The 20,420-nt window shown below is 66.8% G+C and carries 17 protein-coding genes; 1 reads left to right on the top strand and 16 read right to left on the bottom strand.

Annotation, left to right across the window (positions count from 1 at the left end):
• Positions 1-90: 90 nt before the first annotated feature.
• From ptsP to thyX, 15 genes are all read right to left on the bottom strand, one after another.
• Positions 91-1,839: a phosphoenolpyruvate--protein phosphotransferase gene (gene ptsP, locus NOV21_RS07950; RefSeq protein WP_283170522.1), complete on the bottom strand. Its 1,749-nt coding sequence runs from the start codon at positions 1,837-1,839 to the stop codon at positions 91-93.
• A gap of 123 nt (positions 1,840-1,962) precedes the next feature.
• Positions 1,963-2,229, bottom strand: a complete 267-nt coding sequence (locus tag NOV21_RS07955; protein WP_283170523.1) for an HPr family phosphocarrier protein — start codon at positions 2,227-2,229, stop codon at positions 1,963-1,965.
• Positions 2,230-2,260: 31 nt separating this feature from the next.
• A complete protein-coding gene (locus tag NOV21_RS07960; protein WP_283170524.1) occupies positions 2,261-4,216 on the bottom strand; it encodes a PTS fructose transporter subunit IIABC in 1,956 nt (651 codons plus the stop codon).
• Positions 4,217-4,272: 56 nt separating this feature from the next.
• Positions 4,273-5,250: a 1-phosphofructokinase family hexose kinase gene (locus tag NOV21_RS07965; RefSeq protein WP_283170525.1), complete on the bottom strand. Its 978-nt coding sequence runs from the start codon at positions 5,248-5,250 to the stop codon at positions 4,273-4,275.
• 89 nt (positions 5,251-5,339) lie between these two features.
• Positions 5,340-6,320: a radical SAM protein gene (locus NOV21_RS07970; protein WP_283170526.1), complete on the bottom strand. Its 981-nt coding sequence runs from the start codon at positions 6,318-6,320 to the stop codon at positions 5,340-5,342.
• 31 nt (positions 6,321-6,351) lie between these two features.
• The gene (locus NOV21_RS07975; protein WP_283170527.1) at positions 6,352-7,374 is read right to left on the bottom strand and encodes an NAD(P)-dependent oxidoreductase; all 1,023 of its coding nucleotides are present in this window, start codon (positions 7,372-7,374) and stop codon (positions 6,352-6,354) included.
• Position 7,375: 1 nt separating this feature from the next.
• On the bottom strand, positions 7,376-8,302 hold the full coding sequence (locus tag NOV21_RS07980) for a DegV family protein (RefSeq protein ID WP_283170528.1): 927 nt from the start codon (positions 8,300-8,302) through the stop codon (positions 7,376-7,378).
• Positions 8,303-8,320: 18 nt separating this feature from the next.
• Complete coding sequence (locus NOV21_RS07985) at positions 8,321-9,265, bottom strand: DegV family protein (RefSeq protein WP_283170529.1); 945 nt, start codon at positions 9,263-9,265, stop codon at positions 8,321-8,323.
• 9 nt (positions 9,266-9,274) lie between these two features.
• Positions 9,275-10,741, bottom strand: coding sequence for a nicotinate phosphoribosyltransferase (locus NOV21_RS07990; protein ID WP_283170530.1), 1,467 nt, complete (start codon positions 10,739-10,741; stop codon positions 9,275-9,277).
• 3 nt (positions 10,742-10,744) lie between these two features.
• A complete protein-coding gene (locus NOV21_RS07995) occupies positions 10,745-12,136 on the bottom strand; it encodes a PSP1 domain-containing protein (protein WP_283170531.1) in 1,392 nt (463 codons plus the stop codon).
• Positions 12,102-13,244 (bottom strand): DNA polymerase III subunit, encoded by a 1,143-nt coding sequence (locus tag NOV21_RS08000; protein ID WP_283170532.1) that lies wholly within the window; start codon positions 13,242-13,244, stop codon positions 12,102-12,104. Before NOV21_RS08000 ends, NOV21_RS07995 begins: the two co-directional genes overlap by 35 nt.
• A complete protein-coding gene (tmk, locus tag NOV21_RS08005; protein WP_283170533.1) occupies positions 13,244-13,981 on the bottom strand; it encodes a dTMP kinase in 738 nt (245 codons plus the stop codon). Before tmk ends, NOV21_RS08000 begins: the two co-directional genes overlap by 1 nt.
• Entirely contained in the window at positions 13,981-16,458 is a 2,478-nt protein-coding gene (locus NOV21_RS08010) for a DNA topoisomerase I (RefSeq protein WP_283170534.1), read from the bottom strand. The genes tmk and NOV21_RS08010 overlap by 1 nt, the downstream gene beginning before the upstream one ends.
• Before the next feature lie 314 nt (positions 16,459-16,772).
• Positions 16,773-18,128 (bottom strand): DUF1385 domain-containing protein, encoded by a 1,356-nt coding sequence (locus tag NOV21_RS08015; protein WP_283170535.1) that lies wholly within the window; start codon positions 18,126-18,128, stop codon positions 16,773-16,775.
• A gap of 1 nt (position 18,129) precedes the next feature.
• Positions 18,130-18,810 (bottom strand): FAD-dependent thymidylate synthase, encoded by a 681-nt coding sequence (gene thyX, locus NOV21_RS08020; protein WP_283170536.1) that lies wholly within the window; start codon positions 18,808-18,810, stop codon positions 18,130-18,132.
• Between the two features lie 114 nt (positions 18,811-18,924).
• Here thyX and NOV21_RS08025 point away from each other — a divergent pair, with 114 nt between their 5' ends.
• On the top strand, positions 18,925-19,815 hold the full coding sequence (locus NOV21_RS08025; RefSeq protein ID WP_283170537.1) for a class I SAM-dependent methyltransferase: 891 nt from the start codon (positions 18,925-18,927) through the stop codon (positions 19,813-19,815).
• A gap of 70 nt (positions 19,816-19,885) precedes the next feature.
• Here NOV21_RS08025 and rpmE read toward each other — a convergent pair whose 3' ends face one another.
• Positions 19,886-20,368: a 50S ribosomal protein L31 gene (gene rpmE / locus NOV21_RS08030; protein WP_283170538.1), complete on the bottom strand. Its 483-nt coding sequence runs from the start codon at positions 20,366-20,368 to the stop codon at positions 19,886-19,888.
• Positions 20,369-20,420 lie beyond the last annotated feature (52 nt).

The raw sequence follows: 20,420 nt of genomic DNA on the forward strand, positions 1-20,420 counted from the left end.
GGCATAAAGATACAGCGAAGTAGTGTATCACAAACCCGGTGCGCTCGCCACGGCGATCGGAGGGCGCGCAGGCGCGCGCCGAGACGGCCCCTATGCGGGTTCCGACGCAGCCTCCGCGGCCGCTCGGACCGCCACGGCGGCTTCGAGCGCCTTGCGCACCTCATCCGCAGTGGCGAGGTGCATGACCCGCTCGGCGAGGGCCTGCGCGTCGGCCACCGTCCAGCGGGCGATCTCGCGCCGCGTGGACAGGACGCTGGTGGAGGACACCGAGTATTCGGTGAGCCCGAAGGCGATCCACAGGGGGACGAGCAGCGGGTCGGCGGCGGCCTCGCCGCACATGCCCACGGGGATCCCCTCCGCCCTGCCCGCGGAGATGATGGCGCGGATGCTGCGCAGGACCGCGGGGTTCCACGTCGAATACAGGTAGCGCACCCCTTCGTTGCCGCGGTCGGCGCACATGGTGTACCCGGTCAGGTCGTTCGTGCCGATGCTGAAGAATGAGGCCTCCTTGGCGAGCACGTCGGCCATGATCGCCGCGGCGGGGGTCTCCACCATCACGCCGATGGGGATGTCCTTGTTGTACTTCCGCCCCTCCGCGTCCAGCTCTTCCATGCAGCGCGCCACGAGGGCCTTCACCTGGCGCAGCTCGTCGACGCAGGTGACCAGCGGGACCATGATGCGGATGTCCCCGAACGCGCTCGCCCTGAGCAGGGCGCGCAGCTGGGGGATGTAGACATCCTCGCGGCTGAGGCAGAAGCGCACCGCGCGGAAACCCATGAAGGGGTTGTCCTCCTTCTGCATGCCGAGGTAGCCGATCTCCTTATCGCCGCCGATGTCGAGGGTTCGGATGATCACCGGCTTGCCCTTGCATACGATGGCGACCTTCTTGTACGCGGCGAACTGCTCCTCCTCCGTGGGCATGGACGTGTTGTCCATGAACAGGAACTCGGTGCGGAACAGGCCGATCCCCTCGGCGTCGCGTTCCATCGCGGCGTTCGCGTCCTCGGGGGTGCCGATGTTCGACACCAGCTCGACCGCCACGCCATCCGCGGTCGCCGTCGGCTTGCCCTCGTACGCCTGCAGGGCCGCCTTATCCTCGGCGAATTTCTTCTGAGCGACCATGGCGGCATCCAGTTCGAGATGGTCGGGCTCCACCTGCACCGTCCCGGTCGACCCGTCGACGACGACGGTGGTGCCGTCGGAGAGCGCGTCCAAGGCTCCCGGGGCCGACAGGATGGCCGGCAGCTCCATCGCGCGGGCGAGGATGGCGGAGTGGCTGGTCAAGCCACCGGTTTCTGCTATCACCGCGACGATGGCGCCGGTGATCTCGGCGCACATCGAGGGCGTCAGGTCGTGCGTGACGATGACCGTCCCCATGGGAAGCGAGGCGATGTCGACGGGACGGCGGCCCAGCAGCTCGGCCAAGACCCCCGTCTTCACATCGCGCACATCGGTGGCGCGCTGCATCGTGAGCTCGTCGCCGCTCTGCTCGAACATGCTGGCGAACATGTCGCAGATCTGGACGAGCGCGTCCTCCGCGCACGACCCCCCTTCGATGAGCTTCTTCATCTCGCCTTGCATGTACGGATCCGAGATCATGACCACGTGCCCGGTGAGGATCTCCGCCTCCTTGGGGCCGACCTGCGCGGAGACCGCCTCGGCTTGCGCGTTGGTGTGCTCGATGTAGCTCGCTATCGCGGCATCGAATCGAGCGATCTCCGCCGAAACGTCCTCGATCGCATGCGGGGCATACGTCAAATCGGGTTCGGCGACGGCAACCACCTGCCCGATCCCGATTCCCGCCGAGGCGGCGACGCCCTTCAATTCGCTTGTAGCCATGATCACTGTCCTTTTCAAAGGCGGCGATGCGCCATCTGCCCCGGTGCATCGCCTATCGATTGCCCGCCCCGAAGCGCGCGGCCGGCAGGCATCCCATCGGCCGGCGATGCGGACGGGGATTCCCTACAGGTCGCCCATGCCCCCGGCGATGAACGCGACGATCGCCTTGACGGCGGCCTCCTCGTCGGCGCCCTCGGCGCGGATCTCAAGTTCCTCGCCGCATTTGATGCCCTCGGCCATCATGGCCATCAGGCTGTTGCCGGGGATTTCCTTGCCGTTGTGCACCAGCGTGACGGTCGCGTTGAACTTGGCCGCCTCGCCCACGATCAGGCTGGCGGGGCGCATATGGAAGCCTTGGGGGTTGATGAGCGTGACTTTTTCGGAGAACATCCTTCTTTTCCTTTCCTTCGGGATGCGTGTGCTATTTCTCGGCGGGTTTCTTCAAGATGCGCAGGAGCAGTGCCGCCGCGACGGCGCCGGCGGCGAGCGCGACCAGGTACATCGGCCAGTTGCCCACGACGGCGAACACGAAGATGCCGCCATGGGGGGCCATCAGCGTGCATCCGGACGCCATGCTGATGGCGCCGGCGAGGGCGGAGCCCACCACGCAGGAGGGGATGACGCGCAGGGGGTCGGCCGCCGCGTAGGGGATGGCGCCCTCGGTGATGAAGGACAGGCCCATGATGTAGTTGACCGGTCCGCTCTTGAGCTCGCCTTCCGTCCAACGGTCCTTGAAGAACGTGGTGGCGAGGGCGAGGGCGAGCGGCGGGACCATGCCGCCGATCATGACGGCAGCCATCATGTCGTAGTTGCCCGTGGTGATGGCGGCGGTGCCGAACAGGTAGGCCGCCTTGTTGATGGGGCCGCCCATGTCGATCGCCATCATGCCGCCGAGCAGTATGCCCAGCAGGATCTTCGCATCGCCCAGGCCGTTGAGGAAATCGGTGATGCCCTGGTTGATGAGGATCATCAACGGGTTGACAGCGCACATGAACAAGCCGATGAATGCGAGCCCCACCAGCGGATACAGCAGGATGGGCTTCATACCCTCGAGAGAATGGGGGATGTTCTCGCAAAGCTTCTCGAACCATTTCATGAAATAGCCGCCCGCGAAGCCGGCGAGCAGGGCGCCCAGGAAGCCGGCGGATACGCCCGCCGTGGCAGCCGGGTCGGCGAAGGTGTTGCCCGCCGCCGCCAGCGCGCCGCCGACGAAGCCGACGAGCAGGCCGGGACGGTCGGCGATGGATTGGCCGATATAGCCGCCCAGGATGGCGAGCATGAAGCCGAACGACACGCCGCCGATCGCCTTGAACCAGGCGGATGCCGGCGTGGCGGTGCCGAAGCTCGAATCCTGCGGCGCACCGGCGATGGTGTCGATGAGGAAGGCGAGCGCGATGAAGATGCCGCCCGCGACGACGAAGGGCAACATGTGCGAGACGCCCTCCATCAAATGCTTGTAAACCTGCCGCCCGGCGCTCTCCCCCTCCGCGGACTCATCGGCGGCCGCGGCGTCCGCGGAACCGGAATGATGGTAGATCGGGGCTTCGCCGCCGATCACCTTGTTGATGAGCTCTTCGGGCTTGTTGATGCCGTTCGCGACCTTGGTGATGTAAACGGGCTTGCCATCGAAGCGCGCCATCTCGACGTTCTTGTCGGCGGCGACGATGATGCCGTCGCATGCCTTGATCTCGTCGGCGGTGAGCACGTTCTTCGCACCGCCCGAGCCGTTCGTCTCGACCTTGATGGACACGCCCATCTTCTCGCCCTGTTGCTCGAGGGCTTCGGCGGCCATGTAGGTGTGCGCGATGCCGGTGGGGCACGCCGTGACGCCGAGCACGCGGATGCGCCCCTCGTCGGGCGCGGAAGATGCGGCGGCGGGCGCGGCGGCCGGGACCTCATCCTCCGCTTCCTCCTCGCCGAACTTCTCGCGCTCCTTCTCGTCGATGGCGTCGAGGAACGCCTGCACGTCGGAGGCGCCGAGGAGCTTCTGGCGGAAATCGAGATCCATGAGCATCGTCATCAGGCGGGCGAGGACCTCCAAATGGACATCGCCCTCCGGGGGCGCCGCGATCATGAAGACCAGGTTGGACGACTTGCCGTCGGGGGCCTCGTAGTCGACGCCGCCCGGTACGGTGATGGCGGCCAGCGCCGGATGCGCGACCGCGTCGGTCTTGGCGTGCGGGATGGCCATGCCCTCCCCGATCGCCGTCGTGCCCTGCGATTCCCGTGCCAGGATTGCCTCGCGGTATTTTTGGACATCGGCAAGGTTGCCTGCCGCATCGTGCAGCGAGACGAGTTTCTCGATCGCTTCGGCTTTCGATGCGACCTTCACCCCAAGCTCGATGCTCTGAGGCGACAGAAGGTCGGTGATCCTCATGGATTTCCTCCTTAGGAAATTCGCCGCTTCACGCGCTGCGGCCGCGCTTGGTACCTTCAGCTGAGCGAGCCGCCCTGCGCGTACCCCGCGCGGGAGAACAGCTCGCGAACCTTCTCTATCGGGGCAAGGCCCGGCGAGAACGCCGTGGCCGACCCGCACGCCAACGCCAGGTGGAATGCGTACTCGACCGCATCGGATCCGGAAAGCCCCAGTTCGAGCGCACGAAGCGTGCCTTCCACGAACCCGGCGACGGTCGAATCGCCCGCGCCGACGGAGTTGACCAGCTCGCCTGCATGCGCGTCGGCCCGATGGAGCTCGCCCGCCTCGTCGATCAGCAGGGCGCCGTCGCCCCCGCGGGAGATAAGCACGTTGCGCGCGCCCAGATCGTGCATGCGGCGAGCACCCCGTTCCAGGTCGGATTCGCTTGACGCGTCGAAGCCCGCGCCCATGATCTCGGCGATCTCCTCGTCGTTGGGTTTCACCAGCAGGGGGTGCAGCGGCAGCGTGTTCATCAGAAGGTCGCCCGTGGCGTCCACCACGACGTCGGCGGACGATGCGGCGACCCGCTTCATGATGCGCGCGTAGACCGTTTCGTCCATGCCGGAGGGAATGCCGCCCGAGAGCACGAGCACATCGCCCGCCCGCACGTCGGCGAGCTGATCGAAAAACGCCTCGAGCGACGCCCCGTCGACGGGGGGACCGGGTGCGTTGACGGCGGTTTCCCGCTCGCCCGCGCCCTCGACATGGCCCTTGAGCTTCACGTTCACGCGCGTGTTGCCTGCGGGCAGATGCACGAAGCCCGATGCGATCCCATCGCGCGCGAGGGCGTCCTCCAGCGCCTCGCCCGTCCAGCCTGCGACGAAGCCCCAGGCGATCGAAGGCCGTCCGAGATGCGAGAGCACGTATGAGACGTTGACACCCTTGCCGCCGAAATAGAACTCCTGCGTGCGCGAGCGGTTGATGGACCCGATGGACACGTCGTCAGCGTGCATGACGCAATCTATTGCGGGGTTGAACGTGACGGTGTAGATCATGGGGTGGTCCCTTCACCCAATAGAAAATTCACCACTTCATCATACGATTGGTCCCCAAAGTTGTCTAACACAATTTCCGGGGAAGCGCGCTATTTTTCATTCGCGGGCAGAACGCCGGTGCTGTCGAAGGTCGGGATGAAACTCGCCTGGTCGGCGCCGCCTTGCTGCCAGAAGTAGTCCTCCATGCCCAGCGAGTCCATGAAGTCGAGCAGGCGCTCGTACTCCCGCGCATCGACGCGGCCGTCCAGCTCCGGCGCACGGGGGAGCGGGCGCACGGGCGTATACTGGCCCATCGCGCTGTAGAGCACCGCGTCGCCGTACCTCGACCACAGATGCTCGACCACCCGCTTCGAATCCTCCAGGCGGCCGGGGAGGAGCAGATGCCGCACGATAACGCCGCGCACGAGGCGCTCCCCTCCGGCGAACGACTCGGTCGCGGGCTCGCCGGCGCAATCAGCCATGGCGTCCAGGGCGGCGGTGGCCACCTCGAAGTAATCTGCGGCATGGGAATACCGCTCGGCCGCGTCGCTGAGCGCAGGCGAATCGTATTTGAAATCGGTCAGGTACACCTCGACGCAATCGGAGAAATCGCGGATGACCCGGTCGGATTCGTACCCGCTCGTGTTGCAGACGAAGGGGATGCGCGACCGCGGCCCCCTTTGCTCGAACAGGCGGCGGGCGGCGGCGATGTGCGGCCAGTACTGGGTCGGAGTGACCAGGTTGATGTTCGCAGCGCCCTGGGCCTCGAGCTCAGCGAAGATCTCGGCGAGCCGCTCGACCGTGATATCGGTGCCGTGCGCCCCATGCGCGATGCCGATGTTCTGGCAGTAGATGCAATGCAGGGGGCAGTTGCTGAAGAACACGGCGCCGCTTCCCGCCCCGACGCTGATGAGCGGTTCCTCCCACACGTGGAGCGCGGCGCGGGCGACCCGCAGGCCCGCATCCGCGCCGCAGACGCCCCGCTCCCCCGCGAGGCGGTCGGCGCCGCAGCGCCGCGGGCACAGCTCGCAGCGCGACAGCCACGGAGCCATGGCGGCGACGTCCGCGGTGCTTTCCGAATGTCCGACCATGGTTGCGGCGCGACCCCCGTGCGTCTCGCGCCTAGTTCGCGGAGTAATCCCCGTAGAAAGAGCCGAAGCCGTCGAAGCCGGCATCGTCATCGTGATGATGGCGGTGCTGGTGCTTGTGGAACTCCTCGTCCGACTCGTCGTAGCCGTAGGGGTCGTCATCGTCCTTCTCGTGCTCATGGGCGAAGAAAGCCTCCGCGCGCGACCAATCGAGCCCGTGCTTCGCGCACTCGTCCTCGTCGCGGTACATGAGCGTGAGGGCGGAGGGCGCCAGGTCGATACCGCCCACCATGGCGAGCAAGCGCAGCAGGTATTCCGCCGACTCCCCTAGCGGGGTGATCAGGTCGGATTCGTCAGCCTGGTTGAGGGCCGCATGCAGCTCGCCCAGCATCATGTCGACGGTGTATCCGCTTGCGAACTCGCCCTGCTCGATGGCGTGGGCAAGCGCGGACGATTGAGGCGATTGGCCGCCCACCTGCGCGACGGCGCAGCGCGCCTGCGCGGCTCCCGCGGGGCCGGCGACCGCGCGGCACAGGGCATCGGACTCGACCTGGCCCATGATACGCAGCGCCTGCTGGAGCGTGAGCGCGCATTTCGCGACCTGGGCGCTCCCTGCCGCACCGCAGGGAACGACCGTCCCCGCGAACGCCTCGAGCAGGGGCTTGCACGCCGCCACGTCGGAATCCTCGCCCGCCGCCAACACGGAAAGGTTGCCGCGTTCGGCGAAGGCATCGTCGCGCGTCACGTCGTTGACGTAGAGCGGGGCCTCGACCATGCGGAGGTCGTTGACGGCGGCCACGGCGGCGAGCTCCTTGGAAAACGACGGGGTCGTGGCGCTGCAATCGATGAGCAGCGTGCCTTCGGCGGCGAGCGCGATCAGACCCTCCTCGCCCAGATAGACCTCTTCCAGATCCTCCTGGGACGTGCAGTACGTGATGATGGCGTCGGCGTCGCTCATCGGCTCGACCGGATGGAACCCCGCGCGGGCGAGGCCGTCCGCAAGCGCCCCTCCCACCTGCTGGTTGCCGATGAAGGCGAAAGACTCTGGCGTTTCCATGCTAGTTCCCCTTAACTTTATTCGCGATGCGGTCGGTGACCGAAAGGCTCTTGCGGCGATCGTCTCCCCAGAAGCAGCAGGAGGCCATCCCCGGCCCCACGTGGCAGCCGATGGTGGGCCCGATGCTCGAATGCATGATGAGCGCGTCCTCGTTGCGGTCGACGATGAGCCCCTCCAGGCGCTCGGCATCCTTCGGGCAGTCGGCGTTTCCCAATATCACGGGCTGGCCCGCGGCCTCACCGTGGTTCTTCTCGTAGAAGTCGACCATCCGCTTGAGCGCCTTCTTGCGCCCGCGCGCGACGCCCACCACGGCCAGCTTGCCGTCAAGATCCCAACTGAGCATCGGTTTCACGTCGAGCTTGTCCCCGGCGACCGCCACGCTCCTGGGGACGCGGCCGCCGCGATGGAGCGCATCGAGGTTGTCGACGGTGAAGATGGTCTGCACGTAGTACCGCGCTTCCTTGACCCATTCGACCATCTCCCTGGCGGTGAGACCGCGCTCGCGCTGGTGCAGCGCCTCGAGGACGATCACACCCTCCGTGGTGGAGCCGGCCAATGTGTCGACGACGTACAGGGACAGATCGGGGCCGAACTCCTCTTTCAGCTTGTCGAGGACGAGCAGGGCGGTGTTGTACGTGCCCGAGATCCCGCTGGAAAACGCCAGGTACACGGCGGGGACGCCGGCGGAGATGGCCTCGCGGAACGCCCGCTCGATTTCCCGGGGGCTCGCCCCGGACGTGCTGGGGGCGGCGCCGTTGCGCATCGCCTCGTAAAAGTCGTGGGCCGATATCGCTTGGAAGAAATCGTCGATGTGCTCTTCACCGTCGAAGGTGAAGCTGAGGCCGAGCACGAACACGCCGGGCTGGTCCCAGGCCTCTCGCGGGAGCTCGCAGCATGAATCGATGATGAGGTTGCATTGTGCAGGCATGGGGCTTCCTCTCGTTCGCTACCCTTGCTCTTTGTCTTTGACGCGTTTGGCGATCCGATCGGCCACGGAGAGCTTCTCCTTGCGCCGGTCGGTCGTCCAGTAGACGATCGCCACCATGCCGGGGCCGACATGGCTGCCGATCACCGGCCCTATGCTGCTTTCGGTGAACACCACGTCCGGGTCGGCTTTGAGCACCTCGTCGCGCAGGCGCTGCATATCCTTCGGGCAGTCCGCGTTCGCGAGGATGACGGTCTTCATCGGCTGGTCCTCGTACACGCGCTTCGCGTAATGCTCGGCCAGCGCGCGCAAGCCCTTCTTGCGGCCGCGCGCCATGCCCACCAGCGTGAGCTTGCCGGACAGATCGAAGCTGAGCAGCGGCTTGACGTCGAGCTTCGCGCCCGCGAGCGCCACGCCCGCGGGGATGCGCCCGCCGCGGCGCAGCGATTCGAAATCCTCGACCATGAACTCGCTGCCCACATAGTAGCGGGCCTCCTCCGCCCATGCGACCATCTGCTTCGCGGTCAGCCCCTTCTCGCGCTGCTCGATGGCGCCGAGCACCACGAGACCCTCGGCGATGCTCGCGAGCTTGGTGTCGACCACGTACAGCTCCGCGTCCGGGAATTCCCGCAGCACCTCGTCGCGCACGAGCACGGCGGTGTCGAAGCTGCCTGACAACGCGCTGTCGAAACTGAGGTACACCGTGGGAACGCCCGACTGGCACGCCCGCGAGAACTCCTCGATCAAGGCGGTCGCCGGCAGCTGGGCCGTCGTGGGATAGCCGCGGCGCTTGTCGCGCATGGCGTCGTAGAACCGCTTCGGGGGCATTGACCGGAACATGTCGTCCACGTGCTCCTGCCCGTCCATGACGAACGGGAACCGTATCAGCGACACGCCGGGGATGTCGAGCATGTCATATGGCAGGTCGCAGCACGAATCGACGATGAGATTGCATCGGTAGTCCATGGGCACCTCCTAGGCGTGCACGCCCGAGAGCTTCTCGGCCAGGGCATGGCGCTCGCGCCACAGGTTCGCTTCGAGCCCCACCGGATACGGATGGGGGTTCAACATGCGCTTCCGTGATTGGTCGAGCAAGGCAAGCCCCCGCTTCGCGCGGGCGGCCGCCTCCTTCGCGCTGCGGTGGCGCGCGTCGAGGACGACCTCGCCCGCGCGCGCCAGCGGGTGGAGCAGCGTCTCGTACGAGCGGCCGAACAGCACCTTCTGGCGCAGCTCGTCCGCCGGGTCGATGATGCGCTCCTCGTCGTTGACGACGCCGTTGACGTCGAACACCATGTCGCCGGCGACGGTGCCATCGTCGTGGAAGTAGCGGCGGATGTCGAGCACGCCGGGGAACGTGATCTTCGCGACGCTCCCGGTGACCTTCTCGCGCGGGACCCACTCGTCGGACCCGGGATGCTTGATTGCGGAGAGCTTGTAAACGCCGCCCAGCGTGGGCTGGTCGTAGGCGGTGGCCAGCTTGGTCCCGATGCCCCAGCTGGCGACAACGGCGCCTTCGTCCAGTATGCTGCGAGCGGTGTACTCATCCAGATCGTTGGACAGCACGATGCCGGTGTCGGTCAAACCCGCTTCGTCCAGTCGGGCGCGGCACCTCTTCGCCTGCCAGGCCAAATCGCCCGAGTCGATGCGCACGCCGATGAGGCGTTCACCCCGCTCCTTCATTTCGAGCCCGACCGTGATGGCGTTTTCGAGGCCCTGCTCGATGTCGTACGAATCGATGAGGAGCACGCAGTTGTTCGGGAATTCCCGCGCATATGCGCGGAACGCCTCGAGCTCGCTGGAAAACGACATGACCCACGAATGCGCATGGGTGCCGGAGACGGGGAGGTCGTAGAGCTGCCCCGCCAGGACGTTGCTCGTGCTGGAGCAGCCGCCCACCACCGCGGCGCGGCTCGCCCACAGGCCGCCGAGCCCTTGGGCGCGGCGCAGGCCGAACTCCGCGACGCTGCTCTCCGCCGCCTCGCAGACGCGGGCGGCCTTGGTCGCGATGAGCGTTTCGAAATTCACGGCGTTGAGCAGGGGGGTCTCGATGAGCTGGCACTGCATGATGGGGCCGATCACGCGCACGAGCGGTTCGTTGGGGAACACGATCTCCCCCTCGTGCACCGCATCGATATCGCAGGTGAACTTCATGTCGGCAAGATAATCCAGGAAGGCCGGGTCGAACAGCTTGCCGCCGAGCGGCGCCTCCAGACCCGCTAGGTATGCGCAGTTCTCCGGCGTGAACCGATACGTCTCGACCATCTCGGCCAGCTGGTCCATGCCGCAAGCGACGGAATAGCCGCCCTTGAAGGGGTTGCTGCGGAAATACATCATGAAGCACGCCCGCTCCTGATCGCCCGACTTCCCCCGATGCCAGTACCCCTGCGCCATGGTCAGCTGGTACAGGTCCGTCATCAATGCGTAATCAATGGTGCCCATCATCGTCTACTCCCCTTCGCTGCCTGTTGTGGTTCCCGTATGGTGGCTGCGCCGCCGCTTTCTGCGGACGCCCGCGGGGGCGCCTTCGGCATGGGAGGACGGCTTCTGCCCATGGGACAGCCCGCTGGATTTCTGGCCCGGCCTCGGCCTGCCCGCCGGCTGCTGCCCTTTCGGCTTGTCCTGGCGGGGCTGCCGAGGCGCGCCCTGGGGCGCCTGTCCCTGTTGGATCGCCGCGGGCCGGCGGCAGCGCCGGCGGTGCGAGGGCTGATCCTTCCCCGGCTGGGCGGAATCCCCCCCTTGGGGCTTGCCCTTGCGTCCGGAGTGTTGCTGCCGGGCCTGATCGGCCGGCTTGCCGCCGTTGCCCCGCCTGCGTCGGGGCTTGCGATGCTCGCTCGACGATCCGCCCGCGTCGACGCCGTTGCGCTTGGAGGCGGGATTGTGATGGGCCTGCGCGGTGCCCAGCTTCGATTCCCGCGTGAAACCGGCCGTATCGAAAGCGCCGAACGCGACCGAGGCGCCAAACGGATCGGGGTTGGCATACTCATCGAACGCCTCGCCGATGCTGGTGGGGCGCTTGTTCTCCGCATCCTCGGGCACGGGGTCCATGGCGGACAGGGGGAACGTCACGTTCTTGTCCCCCCTTTCCACGCGAACCGTCACCTGCTCGCGCGGGACGTCGAGCGAAACCACCTTGGCGGTGCCATGCGGCGTCTCGATGCGGCCGTTCTGCTTGGGGGCGCGGGAATGGAAGTCCTTGTACGCGTCGTACTCGTAGCGCAGGCAGCACATCAGGCGGCCGCAGACGCCGCTGATCTTCTGCGGGTTCAGCGAAAGATCCTGCTCCTTGGCCATGCGGATGGACACGGGGTTGAAATCCCCTCCCAGCCGCCGGCAGCACAGTTCCTGGCCGCAATGGCCTAGGCCGCCCACGAGGCGCGCCTCGTCGCGGACGCCTACCTGGCGCATGTCGACGCGCACGTGGAACTCGTTCGCCAGCTTGCGCACCAGGTCGCGGAAGTCAACGCGCTCCTCGGCCTCGAAGAAGAAGATGGCGCGGTCGCCGTCGAAGAGGTATTCCACCATCACGGGGTGCATATCCTCGTTGGTCTCGGCGGCAAGCTGCTTGAACCGGGGAAGGGCGTCGCGCCCCTTCTGCCGCAGATCGCGGATGCGCGCGAGATCGCGGTCATCGGCGATGCGCTCCACGGGCCTCAGCCTCGATCTCAGCCGCTTGACCTGGTCCTCCCCCACTTCGATGATATCTTTCGACACGCCGAAATCCAAACCCTTCTCGGTATGGACGATGACGGTGTCGCCTTCGCGGATGTCCAGGTCGCGGGGGTCGAGCCAGAGCAGACGCGGATTATCTTGCAACGCCACGGGCGCTATGCGAACCATACAGCTCCTCTCTCATTTGCAGAAGCAGAACATCGATGCACGTTTCGGGCGAAACATTATAGCGGATGGCCGTGTCGGCTTCGTCGACCGCGGCAAGCGCGCGCACGACGCGGCCCTCATCCGTTTTCGCGGCCGCCGCTCGGATCGCGGCCGCCGCATCGCCGTTCACCTCAAGGTTCGCGGCGCCGCCGCACACCACGAGCATATCTCGCAACCACGACCGCATCAAGGCCGTCGTCTCGTACAGGACATCCTTGGTCTTCTTCGAAAGCGCGCGCTTGTTCCGCGCCTCGATCTGCCTGATCGCCGAGCGTGCCATGAACTCGCGCGAGGCTTCCAGATCCTCGTCGAGGCCGCGGCGCACCAGGTCGAGCGGAGCTTTCGCCATCTCGATCAGCTCGGCGGCGTACCCCAGTATATCCAGGTCGTCCGCGGCGGCCAGATCCTCCATCACCTTGAACACCCGCTGCCTGAACAGGAAGCGGTCGGTCGACCGGGCGAATTCGATCGCCGCGTCGATGGAGCCGTTGCAGGCCGCGAGCGCCCACCGCGCCCGATCGGCGGCGACGCCGCTGTTCTGGGCGACGATGCCGGCGGCGATGCGCTCGGGGATTTGGCGGAAGGGGACGACCTGGCAGCGCGAGACGATGGTGGAGAGCACGCCGGCGCGCGTGCGCGCGAGCAGGATGAGCACCACATGCGCGGGAGGCTCCTCGAGCGTCTTCAGAAAGGCGTTCGCCGCGGACGCGCCCATCTGGTCGGCCCGGTCGATGATGTACACTTTGCTCTTCGCCTGGACCGGCGCCATATTCACATCGGCGACGATATCGCGCACCTGCTCGGCAAGGTAGCCGTCCACCCCGGCGGGCTCAAGATGGATCACATCGGGATGGCGGCGGCGCATCACGCGCTTGCACGCGTCGCAGGTCCCGCACCCGGAGTCCTCGCACACGACCGCCTGGGCAAGGGCGTACGCCGCGGTCGTCTTATTGCTCCCCGCCGGACCGGTGAACAGGTACGACTGGCCGATGAGCCCGGACGCGACCGTGGCGCGCAGAAATTCCCGCACCTTGGGCTGTCCCAGGATGCGCTCGAACGGGTCGGACATCAGAGCGCCTTCCCCGCCGCGGCCGCGCGCCCCTTCCCGGCCCGGTTCGAGCGGTCCGCGCCGTGGAAGAACGCATCGTCGAACGGGAGGTCCTCCGCATCCCAGCCGAGCACGTCGGCCACGGCGGAAAACACCGCGCGCGCGGTATCGCTCTTGCGGGCCGCCGACCGCACGACGCGGACCCGGTCGGGGGCATGCGTTTCGAGCAGGCGGAACGCATGCGCCACGCGCTCGTGGAATTCCAGGCCGGCGCCCTCCATGCGGTCGGGCGCGGAGCCGCGCGACGCGCGGGCCAGGCCGACCGCGGGATCTTCCGACGCGAGCATGAGCACGGTGCGGTCGGGGCGCACGCCCTGGCAGGCGAAGCGGTTAGCCTGCTGCACGAACTCGCGTGAGAGGCCCCGGCCGTACGCCTGGTAGGCTACCGTGGAATCGCAGAAGCGATCGCACAGCACCACCGCACCGCGCGCGAGCGCGGGCTTGATCACCTCCGCCACGATCTGGGCGCGGGCCGCCTCGTAGATGAAGAGCTCCGCCTCGGGCGCAAGCCCCTCGTTCGCGGGGTCGAGAACGACGTCGCGCAGCGCCTCGCCCACGACCGTTCCACCCGGCTCGCGCAGGCAGAGCGCTTCGCGTCCCTGCCCCTCCAAGGCGGCCGCCAAAAAGCGGATATGGGTGCTCTTGCCCGCCCCGTCGCCGCCTTCGAACGTTATGAACACTCCCGCTTCCGCGCTCATCAGCGTGCCTTTCCGCGCGCGGCCTTCTTCGCCTTGCGCTCTTCCTTCTCCTTCTCGGCCTCCGCGCGCCCCGGGCAATCGAAATTGGGGCACAGCTTCCACGGTCCGCGGTTCGTGGTGACCACGACGAGCGGCGCGCCGCAATGCTCGCACACCTCGTCGGTGGCTTCCAGCGTCCCGTATTGGGGAAGCGGGTAGCGCGTGCCGCACTCGTCGAAGTTCTCGCAGGTGATGCTCCGCTTCAGCGTGCGCGGGTTTCTGCGCGCGATGAGGCGCGCGTGCTTGCCGGCGGCAGCGCATGTCGGGCACTCGCCTACCACCAGATCGGGTTCCTTGTTCGTGGGGCATTCCGGGTCGATGCAGTGGAGGAAGGGCTTCCCGCGGAACGGGGAAACCTTGATCTGCGGCATCCCGCACACCGGGCAGGTGCTGCCCGTGGCCTCGACCTTGCCCTTCGGCAGCGGATAGGTGACATCGCAGTCGGGCCAGCCGGCGCACCCGATGAACATCCCCCGCGTCTTCTGGCTCACGCGCAGCTGCAGGTCCTTGCCGCATTTGGGGCATTTGCCCACGTATGCGTCGGCGGCAACGGCATCCGCCAGGGCGGTCTTCACCTCTTCGGAATGGGGCATCAGGGCAGCGAGCTGCTCGGCGAGCAGATCGCGCGAATGGCCCACCACGATGTCTTTGGTGGTCTTGCCCTCGGCGATGTTGCTCATCTCGCGCTCGAGCTCGGCGGTCATGTCCGCCGTGGTGATGTGCGGCGCGAAGGAGCCCAGGGCGTCGACGACGGCCATGCCCATCTGCGTGGGCTCGAGCGGGTCGTTCACCACGTAGCCCACCGTCGTCAGGCGCTCGATGATGCTGTGCCGCGTGCTCTTGGTGCCCAGGCCGAGCCGCTCCATCTCCTGGATCAGGCGGCCCGACGAATAGCGCGCCGGGGGCTCGGTGCTCTTCTTCTGCATATCCGCGCCCAGGAAATCGACCGTCTGCCCTTCTTCGAGCGCGGGAAGCTGCTCGTCCTTCTTCAGGCCGTAGGGATAGATGGCGCGGAAGCCCGCCTCCACCAGCACGTCGCCCTTGGCGGCGAAGGGCTCCGCATTCACGTCGAGCGCCACCTTGGTGCCCTCGATGGTGGCGGGGCCGGAGACCGTGGCCAGGAAGCGGCGGGCGATGAGGTTGTACAGCTTGTACTCGGCCGCGGGCAGGTCGTCGGGGGTGACCGCCGCCGTGGGGTAGATGGGCGGATGGTCCGTCTCCTCCTTCTTGCCGCGCGTGGCATGCAGGGGCCCCTCCGCAAGGAGCTTTTGGCAATACGGGCGGTAGGCGGGGTTGCCCTCGAGCATGGCGACGACCTCCGCCAAATCGAGCGATGAGGGGTACACGGTGTTGTCGACGCGGGGGTAGCTGATGTAGCCGTCCATGTAAAGGCTCTCGGCCATGCGCATGGTGCGCGCGGGCCGTATGCCCTCGGAGGCCGCGGCAGCCATGAGCGAGGTGGTGTTGAACGGCGCCGGGGGCTTCACGCGGCGGCGCTTCTTCTCGACGCTGACGACCCGCGCCGTCGTGGCGCCCTCGACATGCCGCATCGCGGCTATGGCCGCCTCCTCCGTCTTGAAGCGCGCGGTCGCGTGCGGGGCGGAAAATTCCTCGCCCGCCTTCGCGAACCTCCCGCGGATGACCCAGTAGTCGACGGGCTTGAACGCGAGCCGTTCGCGCTCGCGGGCGACGATGAGGGCCAGCGTGGGCGTCTGCACGCGCCCCGAGCTGCGCACATTGCCATAGCCGGCGAACTTCACCAGCGTCAGATAGCGGGTCAGCACGGCGCCCCAGATGAGGTCGATGTCGCGCCGGCTCGCGCCGGCAGCCGCAAGGTCATCGTCCATGGCAACGAGATTCGAGAACGCGTGGGCGATCTCCTGCTCGGTGAAGGCGGAGTACCGCGCGCGCGAGACGGGCGCGGCCCCGTTCGCCTGTCGCACCATCTGGAGGGCATCGCTGCCGATGAGCTCCCCCTCGCGGTCGAAGTCGGTGGCGATGACGATGCTGTCGGCCTTCTTCGCCAGGTTCTTCAGGCTGCGGATGATGTCCTTCTCCTTGGGGAGCATCCGCACCGGCGCGTAGATGAGGTACGGGAGCGCGTCCATCTTCCATTTGGACAGATCGACGCCGTCCTCGGTGAAGGGCTTCTTCTTCTTGAAGGGGGGCTTGGGAAGCGTCGGGGGGAGCTTCGCCGGGACGGCCTCCCCGTCGGCATCCACCCCGCGCCATCCGCCGCGCTTCTTGTAGACCAGCTGCGGCGTGAAGTCGGGTTCGAGGATATGGCCGCGCAAGCCGATGGCGATCCAATCCTCGCCGTCCACCGCGAACCGATACACCGGCGTGCTGTACACCTTGTCCCGTTTCGGCTTGGTCTCGCCCAAAAGCTGCGCGATCTTCTCGGCAGCGTCGTTCTTTTCCGTGACTACGAGCTTCACACGATGCCCCTCTCTTGATTTAACGTGCGTGGGGTTGGAATTCCGGCGTCCGAACCTCGGACGCGAACTGGACGGCATGATACACGAAAAACCGGCGGGGCGCGAAATTACACCGCCGCGCCGCATGCACCGCTCCGTTAAGCCGCATGCACCGCTCCGTTAAAGGAGATTCGGCGAAATCCTTGCGGGCGGAATCTGTATTACCGCCATCGCGGAGGGCATGCGGGCAAAGTCGGCTATGCTGGGGGCGCCTTGATAGGATGGGTTTGAGAGAAGGTGACGCGTCGGTGCGGAAATTCATCGCCTTGTTCGCTTTAATCGCATTGATCGTCATCGGTTCCGTCAGCGTGTACCTGCAATTCTTCGTAGCGCCCGCTCCCGCGGCGGAGCCTGCGCGCGCCACCCAGATCGTGACGACCTCCAAGCTCTAGGGAACCACTGATTAATTCCGCCTTGCCCGCAGGCGCCTCTTCCCGAGCCTCGCACTCCAACACCAGCCGCATCGCGGCGATCGCGCATTCGACCTGGCCGTCGTCGGGTTCCCGCGTGGTCAGGTACTGCATCTGCATCCCCGGCCACAATATGACTTTGACCAGCGGGTTTTCGGGATGGGAACCGGCCCATTTGACGGTGACCTCATACGACACCCCCGCGATGACGGGCATCAGCAGTATGCGGACTGCGATTACCAGCGCGAGCTTCGGCAGGCCGTCGGGCACGCCCCAGGCGGCGATGAGCCCGTTGATCGGCGTGATGGTGTATACCAATATGGCGATGATCATCACCATGATCAGAAACGCGGTGCCGCAGCGTACGTGGAGCCGGGGGAAGCTGCGGGCGTTTTCGGGCGTAAGCGGCAGCCCGTGCTCGTAGCAATGGATGGTCTTGTGCTCCGCGCCATGGTAGCCGAACATCCGCTGGATATCCTTCATGCGCCCGATGAGCCATATGTAGAGGACGAAGACCGCCACGCGAACCACGCCGTCGACCAGGTTCCAAGCGAGCGTGGCGTGATCGTACTCCCCCACCAGCAGGTTGGCGAGGGCGGCGGGAGCCACGATGAACAACACGATGCCCAGAAGCAGCCCGAGCGCCATGGAGGCCGCCATCTCGCGATGGCCGAACGAGCCCCCGTCGGAATCATCGCGGGCTGCGCGGGACGCGTTCGCGGGCGAACCCTCGGCAGCCGGCTCTCGCACCACCTCCAGCGCGCGCTGGGCTCCGAGGGCGTCGATCGCCTCGTCGGGATGGCCGAAGTCGCGGCTCCAGCTGAACGAGCCCGCCGCGGCGGACGGCGCCGCCTCGCTCGGGTGCTCCCCGTGCGCAGCGGGCGCCTCGGCATCGCCGGCGCGCTCCTCGCCGGCGCGGTCCCCCTCAGCGAATGCGTGGAGCGCCGCGATCTCGAGCGCCTTGTAGCCCAGCGCCAGGCTCTCGACGAACGCGGTGCATCCGCGGATGACGGGCCAGCGCAGCCAGCTGTTCTCGTCCCTGCCGCTGGCAAGGTCGTGCTCTTCGGTGTAGATCCCCCCGGCGGGCTCGCGCACGGCGACGCTCCAGTTGTAGCGGCCACGCATCATGATGCCCTCGAGGAGGGCCTGCCCCCCGACGTGGGTCTTCAGCGTACCGTCTTCCGAGAAGGCGCGCTTGAGGTCGGAACGGGGCCGCGCCACGCTACCGGCACTCCGCCCGGGGATAGGGGTTGCCGCAGGCCATCTTCCCTTCGGGGCATCGGCCGCGCACACAGCCCGGGCCGGCGTCGAGGAAGATGAACGGCGCGATGGGCCGCACGAGCTCGAGCATCCGCCACGCGAGATCGCGGATCTCCCATTGGGCGCGGTTGCAGCAGCGCTCGCCGAAGAAGTGGTGCAGCTCGCGGGCATTCATGGTGACCACGATCTTGCTCTCGGTCGCATTGGGAAGCAGGTACCGCGCATCCTCCGCGGGGACGCCCGCGGCGACGAGCTTCGCGTACGCCTCGGCGGCTACGGCGATGGCATCGTCGAACAGGCGGGCGGCTTCCTCGTTCTCGGCGATCGTGGGAGGCTTGACCGCCGGCACGCCGTCCTTGAACTTCACATAGCGCTGGCTTTGCTGGTTGTAGCTTGCCAGGCGATGCCGCACCAGCTGATGGGTGAGCGCGCGGGAGACCCCGTCGACCGCGAACGTGAAGCTGGCATGCTCGAGCGTGCTGAAATGGCCGCTGCCCATGATGGTGCCCAGCACGCTTCGAATGCGATCCTCGGACAGCGTCTCCATGAGCTCCGCCGCCCCCACCGGCGCGTAGCACAGCCGCGCGGCCGTGGCGATGGCGCGCTCGGGATCGGGCGTATGGTATAGCAGTTCGACATGCATGGAAGCACCCTCCTTCAAACTCCTTCGTATCCTAAACGACAAAATCGCGTTTACGGGGATGTACGCGCAACCGCCATATGCTGTTACCATGAACGGGGTAGGTAAGGAGAACGCATGGTGGAACGCATCGAGCAGATATCGACTCTGCAGGGGACCGACTGGAACGAGGAATGGAAGCTCCTGCAGCGGGTGCGCCGCAAGCGCGACGACTCGCAATACTGGAACAAGCGGTCGAATAACTTCGACACAGGGCAGCACAACCCCTACGTCGAGGATTTCCTCCGGCTCGCCGCCGTCGGGCCAGGCGAATCGGTGTTCGACATGGGATGCGGAACGGGCACGCTGGCGATCCCCTTGGCGCAGGCGGGGCACGAGGTGGTCGCCGCCGATTTCAGCAGCAGCATGCTCGAGCAGACCGGCCTTCGCGCGCAAGCGACGGGCGTTCGGGTGAAGACGCTGCATCTGGCATGGGATGACAACTGGAAGGAAGCGGGGTTGCGCGCCAAATCGGCCGACGTGGCCTTCGCCAGCCGCTCCATCGCGACCGATGATATGGCCGCGGCGCTCGCCAAGCTCACCTGGATCGCCCGGCGGAAGTGCTGCGTCACCCTTTCATGCGGGAGCAGCCCGCGCATGGACCCGCGCGTGCTGAGCGCCTGCGGCATCCGCAACCTGCACGGCCGCGATCACCAATACGCCTGGAACATACTGGTGAACGCCGGGTTCGCGCCGAGCGTGGCCTATATACGGACGATCCGACGCGACACCTTCGACTCGCTGGACGCCGCCGCCATCGACTTCGGGCGCATGATCGACGACGTGGTCGATGCGAGCCGGACCGAGGAGATCGGCACGGCGAAGGGCAAGCTGCGCTCGTGGCTCGAGGGCAACCTCGTCGCCAACCCGCATGCGGGAGAGGCGGATGCCAAGGGGAACGAGCAGGGCGCGCTCGTGCTGAGGGAGCCCCGCGTGGTGACCTGGGCGTTCATCTCATGGGGGATTTGATCCACCCCCCGGCGGCATGAAAAAAGGGCGGAGCGGGACTCCACCCTTTTCGATTTCCATGTGGCGCGGCTTACTCCGCAGCAGAGGCTTCCTCCGCGGTCGCGGCCTCGGCGATGACCTCGTCGGCCTGCGCTTCGGCGGCGGCCTCCTCGGCAGCGGCGGCGGTTGCGGCGGCTTCGGCGGCGGCAGCGGCCTTCGCCTCGGCCTCGGCGGCCTTCTTCTCGAACTCGGCCTTGCGCTCGGCCTTCTTGGCGGCCTTCGCCTCGCGCTCGGCCTTCTTGGCGGCTTCCGCAGCGGCGGTCGCCTCGGCGCGCTTGGCCTTCTTGGCGGCCTCGCGGGCAGCGACGCCCTCGCGGGCGGAACCGAACTTGTCGGTGAAGCGCTGGACGCGTCCGCCGGTGTCGATCAGCTTCTGCTGCCCGGTGAAGAACGGATGGCACTCGTTGCAAATATCGACTTTGAGCTCGGACTTCGTGGAGCGTGTCTTGAACGTGTTGCCGCATGAGCACGTGACCGTGCACTCGACGTATTCCGGATGGATTCCCTGTTTCATGGTTTTCTCCTTTGCCGCCTTGGTTTCCGTGCAAGGCGAAAGACGAACCCGG

The organism is Curtanaerobium respiraculi, from assembly GCF_024609215.1.
Lineage (GTDB): Bacteria > Actinomycetota > Coriobacteriia > Coriobacteriales > Eggerthellaceae > Curtanaerobium > Curtanaerobium respiraculi.

Excerpts from the sequence above, each read along its gene's own strand:
- NOV21_RS07995 (WP_283170531.1), bottom strand. The coding sequence starts at position 12,136 with ATGGTTCGCATAGCGCCCGTGGCGTTGCAAGATAATCCGCGTCTGCTC.
- NOV21_RS08025 (WP_283170537.1), top strand. The coding sequence starts at position 18,925 with ATGGTGGAACGCATCGAGCAGATATCGACTCTGCAGGGGACCGACTGG.
- NOV21_RS07980 (WP_283170528.1), bottom strand. The coding sequence starts at position 8,302 with ATGCCTGCACAATGCAACCTCATCATCGATTCATGCTGCGAGCTCCCG.
- NOV21_RS07985 (WP_283170529.1), bottom strand. The coding sequence starts at position 9,265 with ATGGACTACCGATGCAATCTCATCGTCGATTCGTGCTGCGACCTGCCA.
- NOV21_RS07965 (WP_283170525.1), bottom strand. The coding sequence starts at position 5,250 with ATGATCTACACCGTCACGTTCAACCCCGCAATAGATTGCGTCATGCAC.
- ptsP (WP_283170522.1), bottom strand. The coding sequence starts at position 1,839 with ATGGCTACAAGCGAATTGAAGGGCGTCGCCGCCTCGGCGGGAATCGGG.
- NOV21_RS07955 (WP_283170523.1), bottom strand. The coding sequence starts at position 2,229 with ATGTTCTCCGAAAAAGTCACGCTCATCAACCCCCAAGGCTTCCATATG.
- thyX (WP_283170536.1), bottom strand. The coding sequence starts at position 18,810 with ATGCATGTCGAACTGCTATACCATACGCCCGATCCCGAGCGCGCCATC.
- NOV21_RS07990 (WP_283170530.1), bottom strand. The coding sequence starts at position 10,741 with ATGATGGGCACCATTGATTACGCATTGATGACGGACCTGTACCAGCTG.
- NOV21_RS07975 (WP_283170527.1), bottom strand. The coding sequence starts at position 7,374 with ATGGAAACGCCAGAGTCTTTCGCCTTCATCGGCAACCAGCAGGTGGGA.
- NOV21_RS07960 (WP_283170524.1), bottom strand. The coding sequence starts at position 4,216 with ATGAGGATCACCGACCTTCTGTCGCCTCAGAGCATCGAGCTTGGGGTG.
- rpmE (WP_283170538.1), bottom strand. The coding sequence starts at position 20,368 with ATGAAACAGGGAATCCATCCGGAATACGTCGAGTGCACGGTCACGTGC.
- NOV21_RS07970 (WP_283170526.1), bottom strand. The coding sequence starts at position 6,320 with ATGGTCGGACATTCGGAAAGCACCGCGGACGTCGCCGCCATGGCTCCG.
- tmk (WP_283170533.1), bottom strand. The coding sequence starts at position 13,981 with ATGAGCGCGGAAGCGGGAGTGTTCATAACGTTCGAAGGCGGCGACGGG.
- NOV21_RS08000 (WP_283170532.1), bottom strand. The coding sequence starts at position 13,244 with ATGTCCGACCCGTTCGAGCGCATCCTGGGACAGCCCAAGGTGCGGGAA.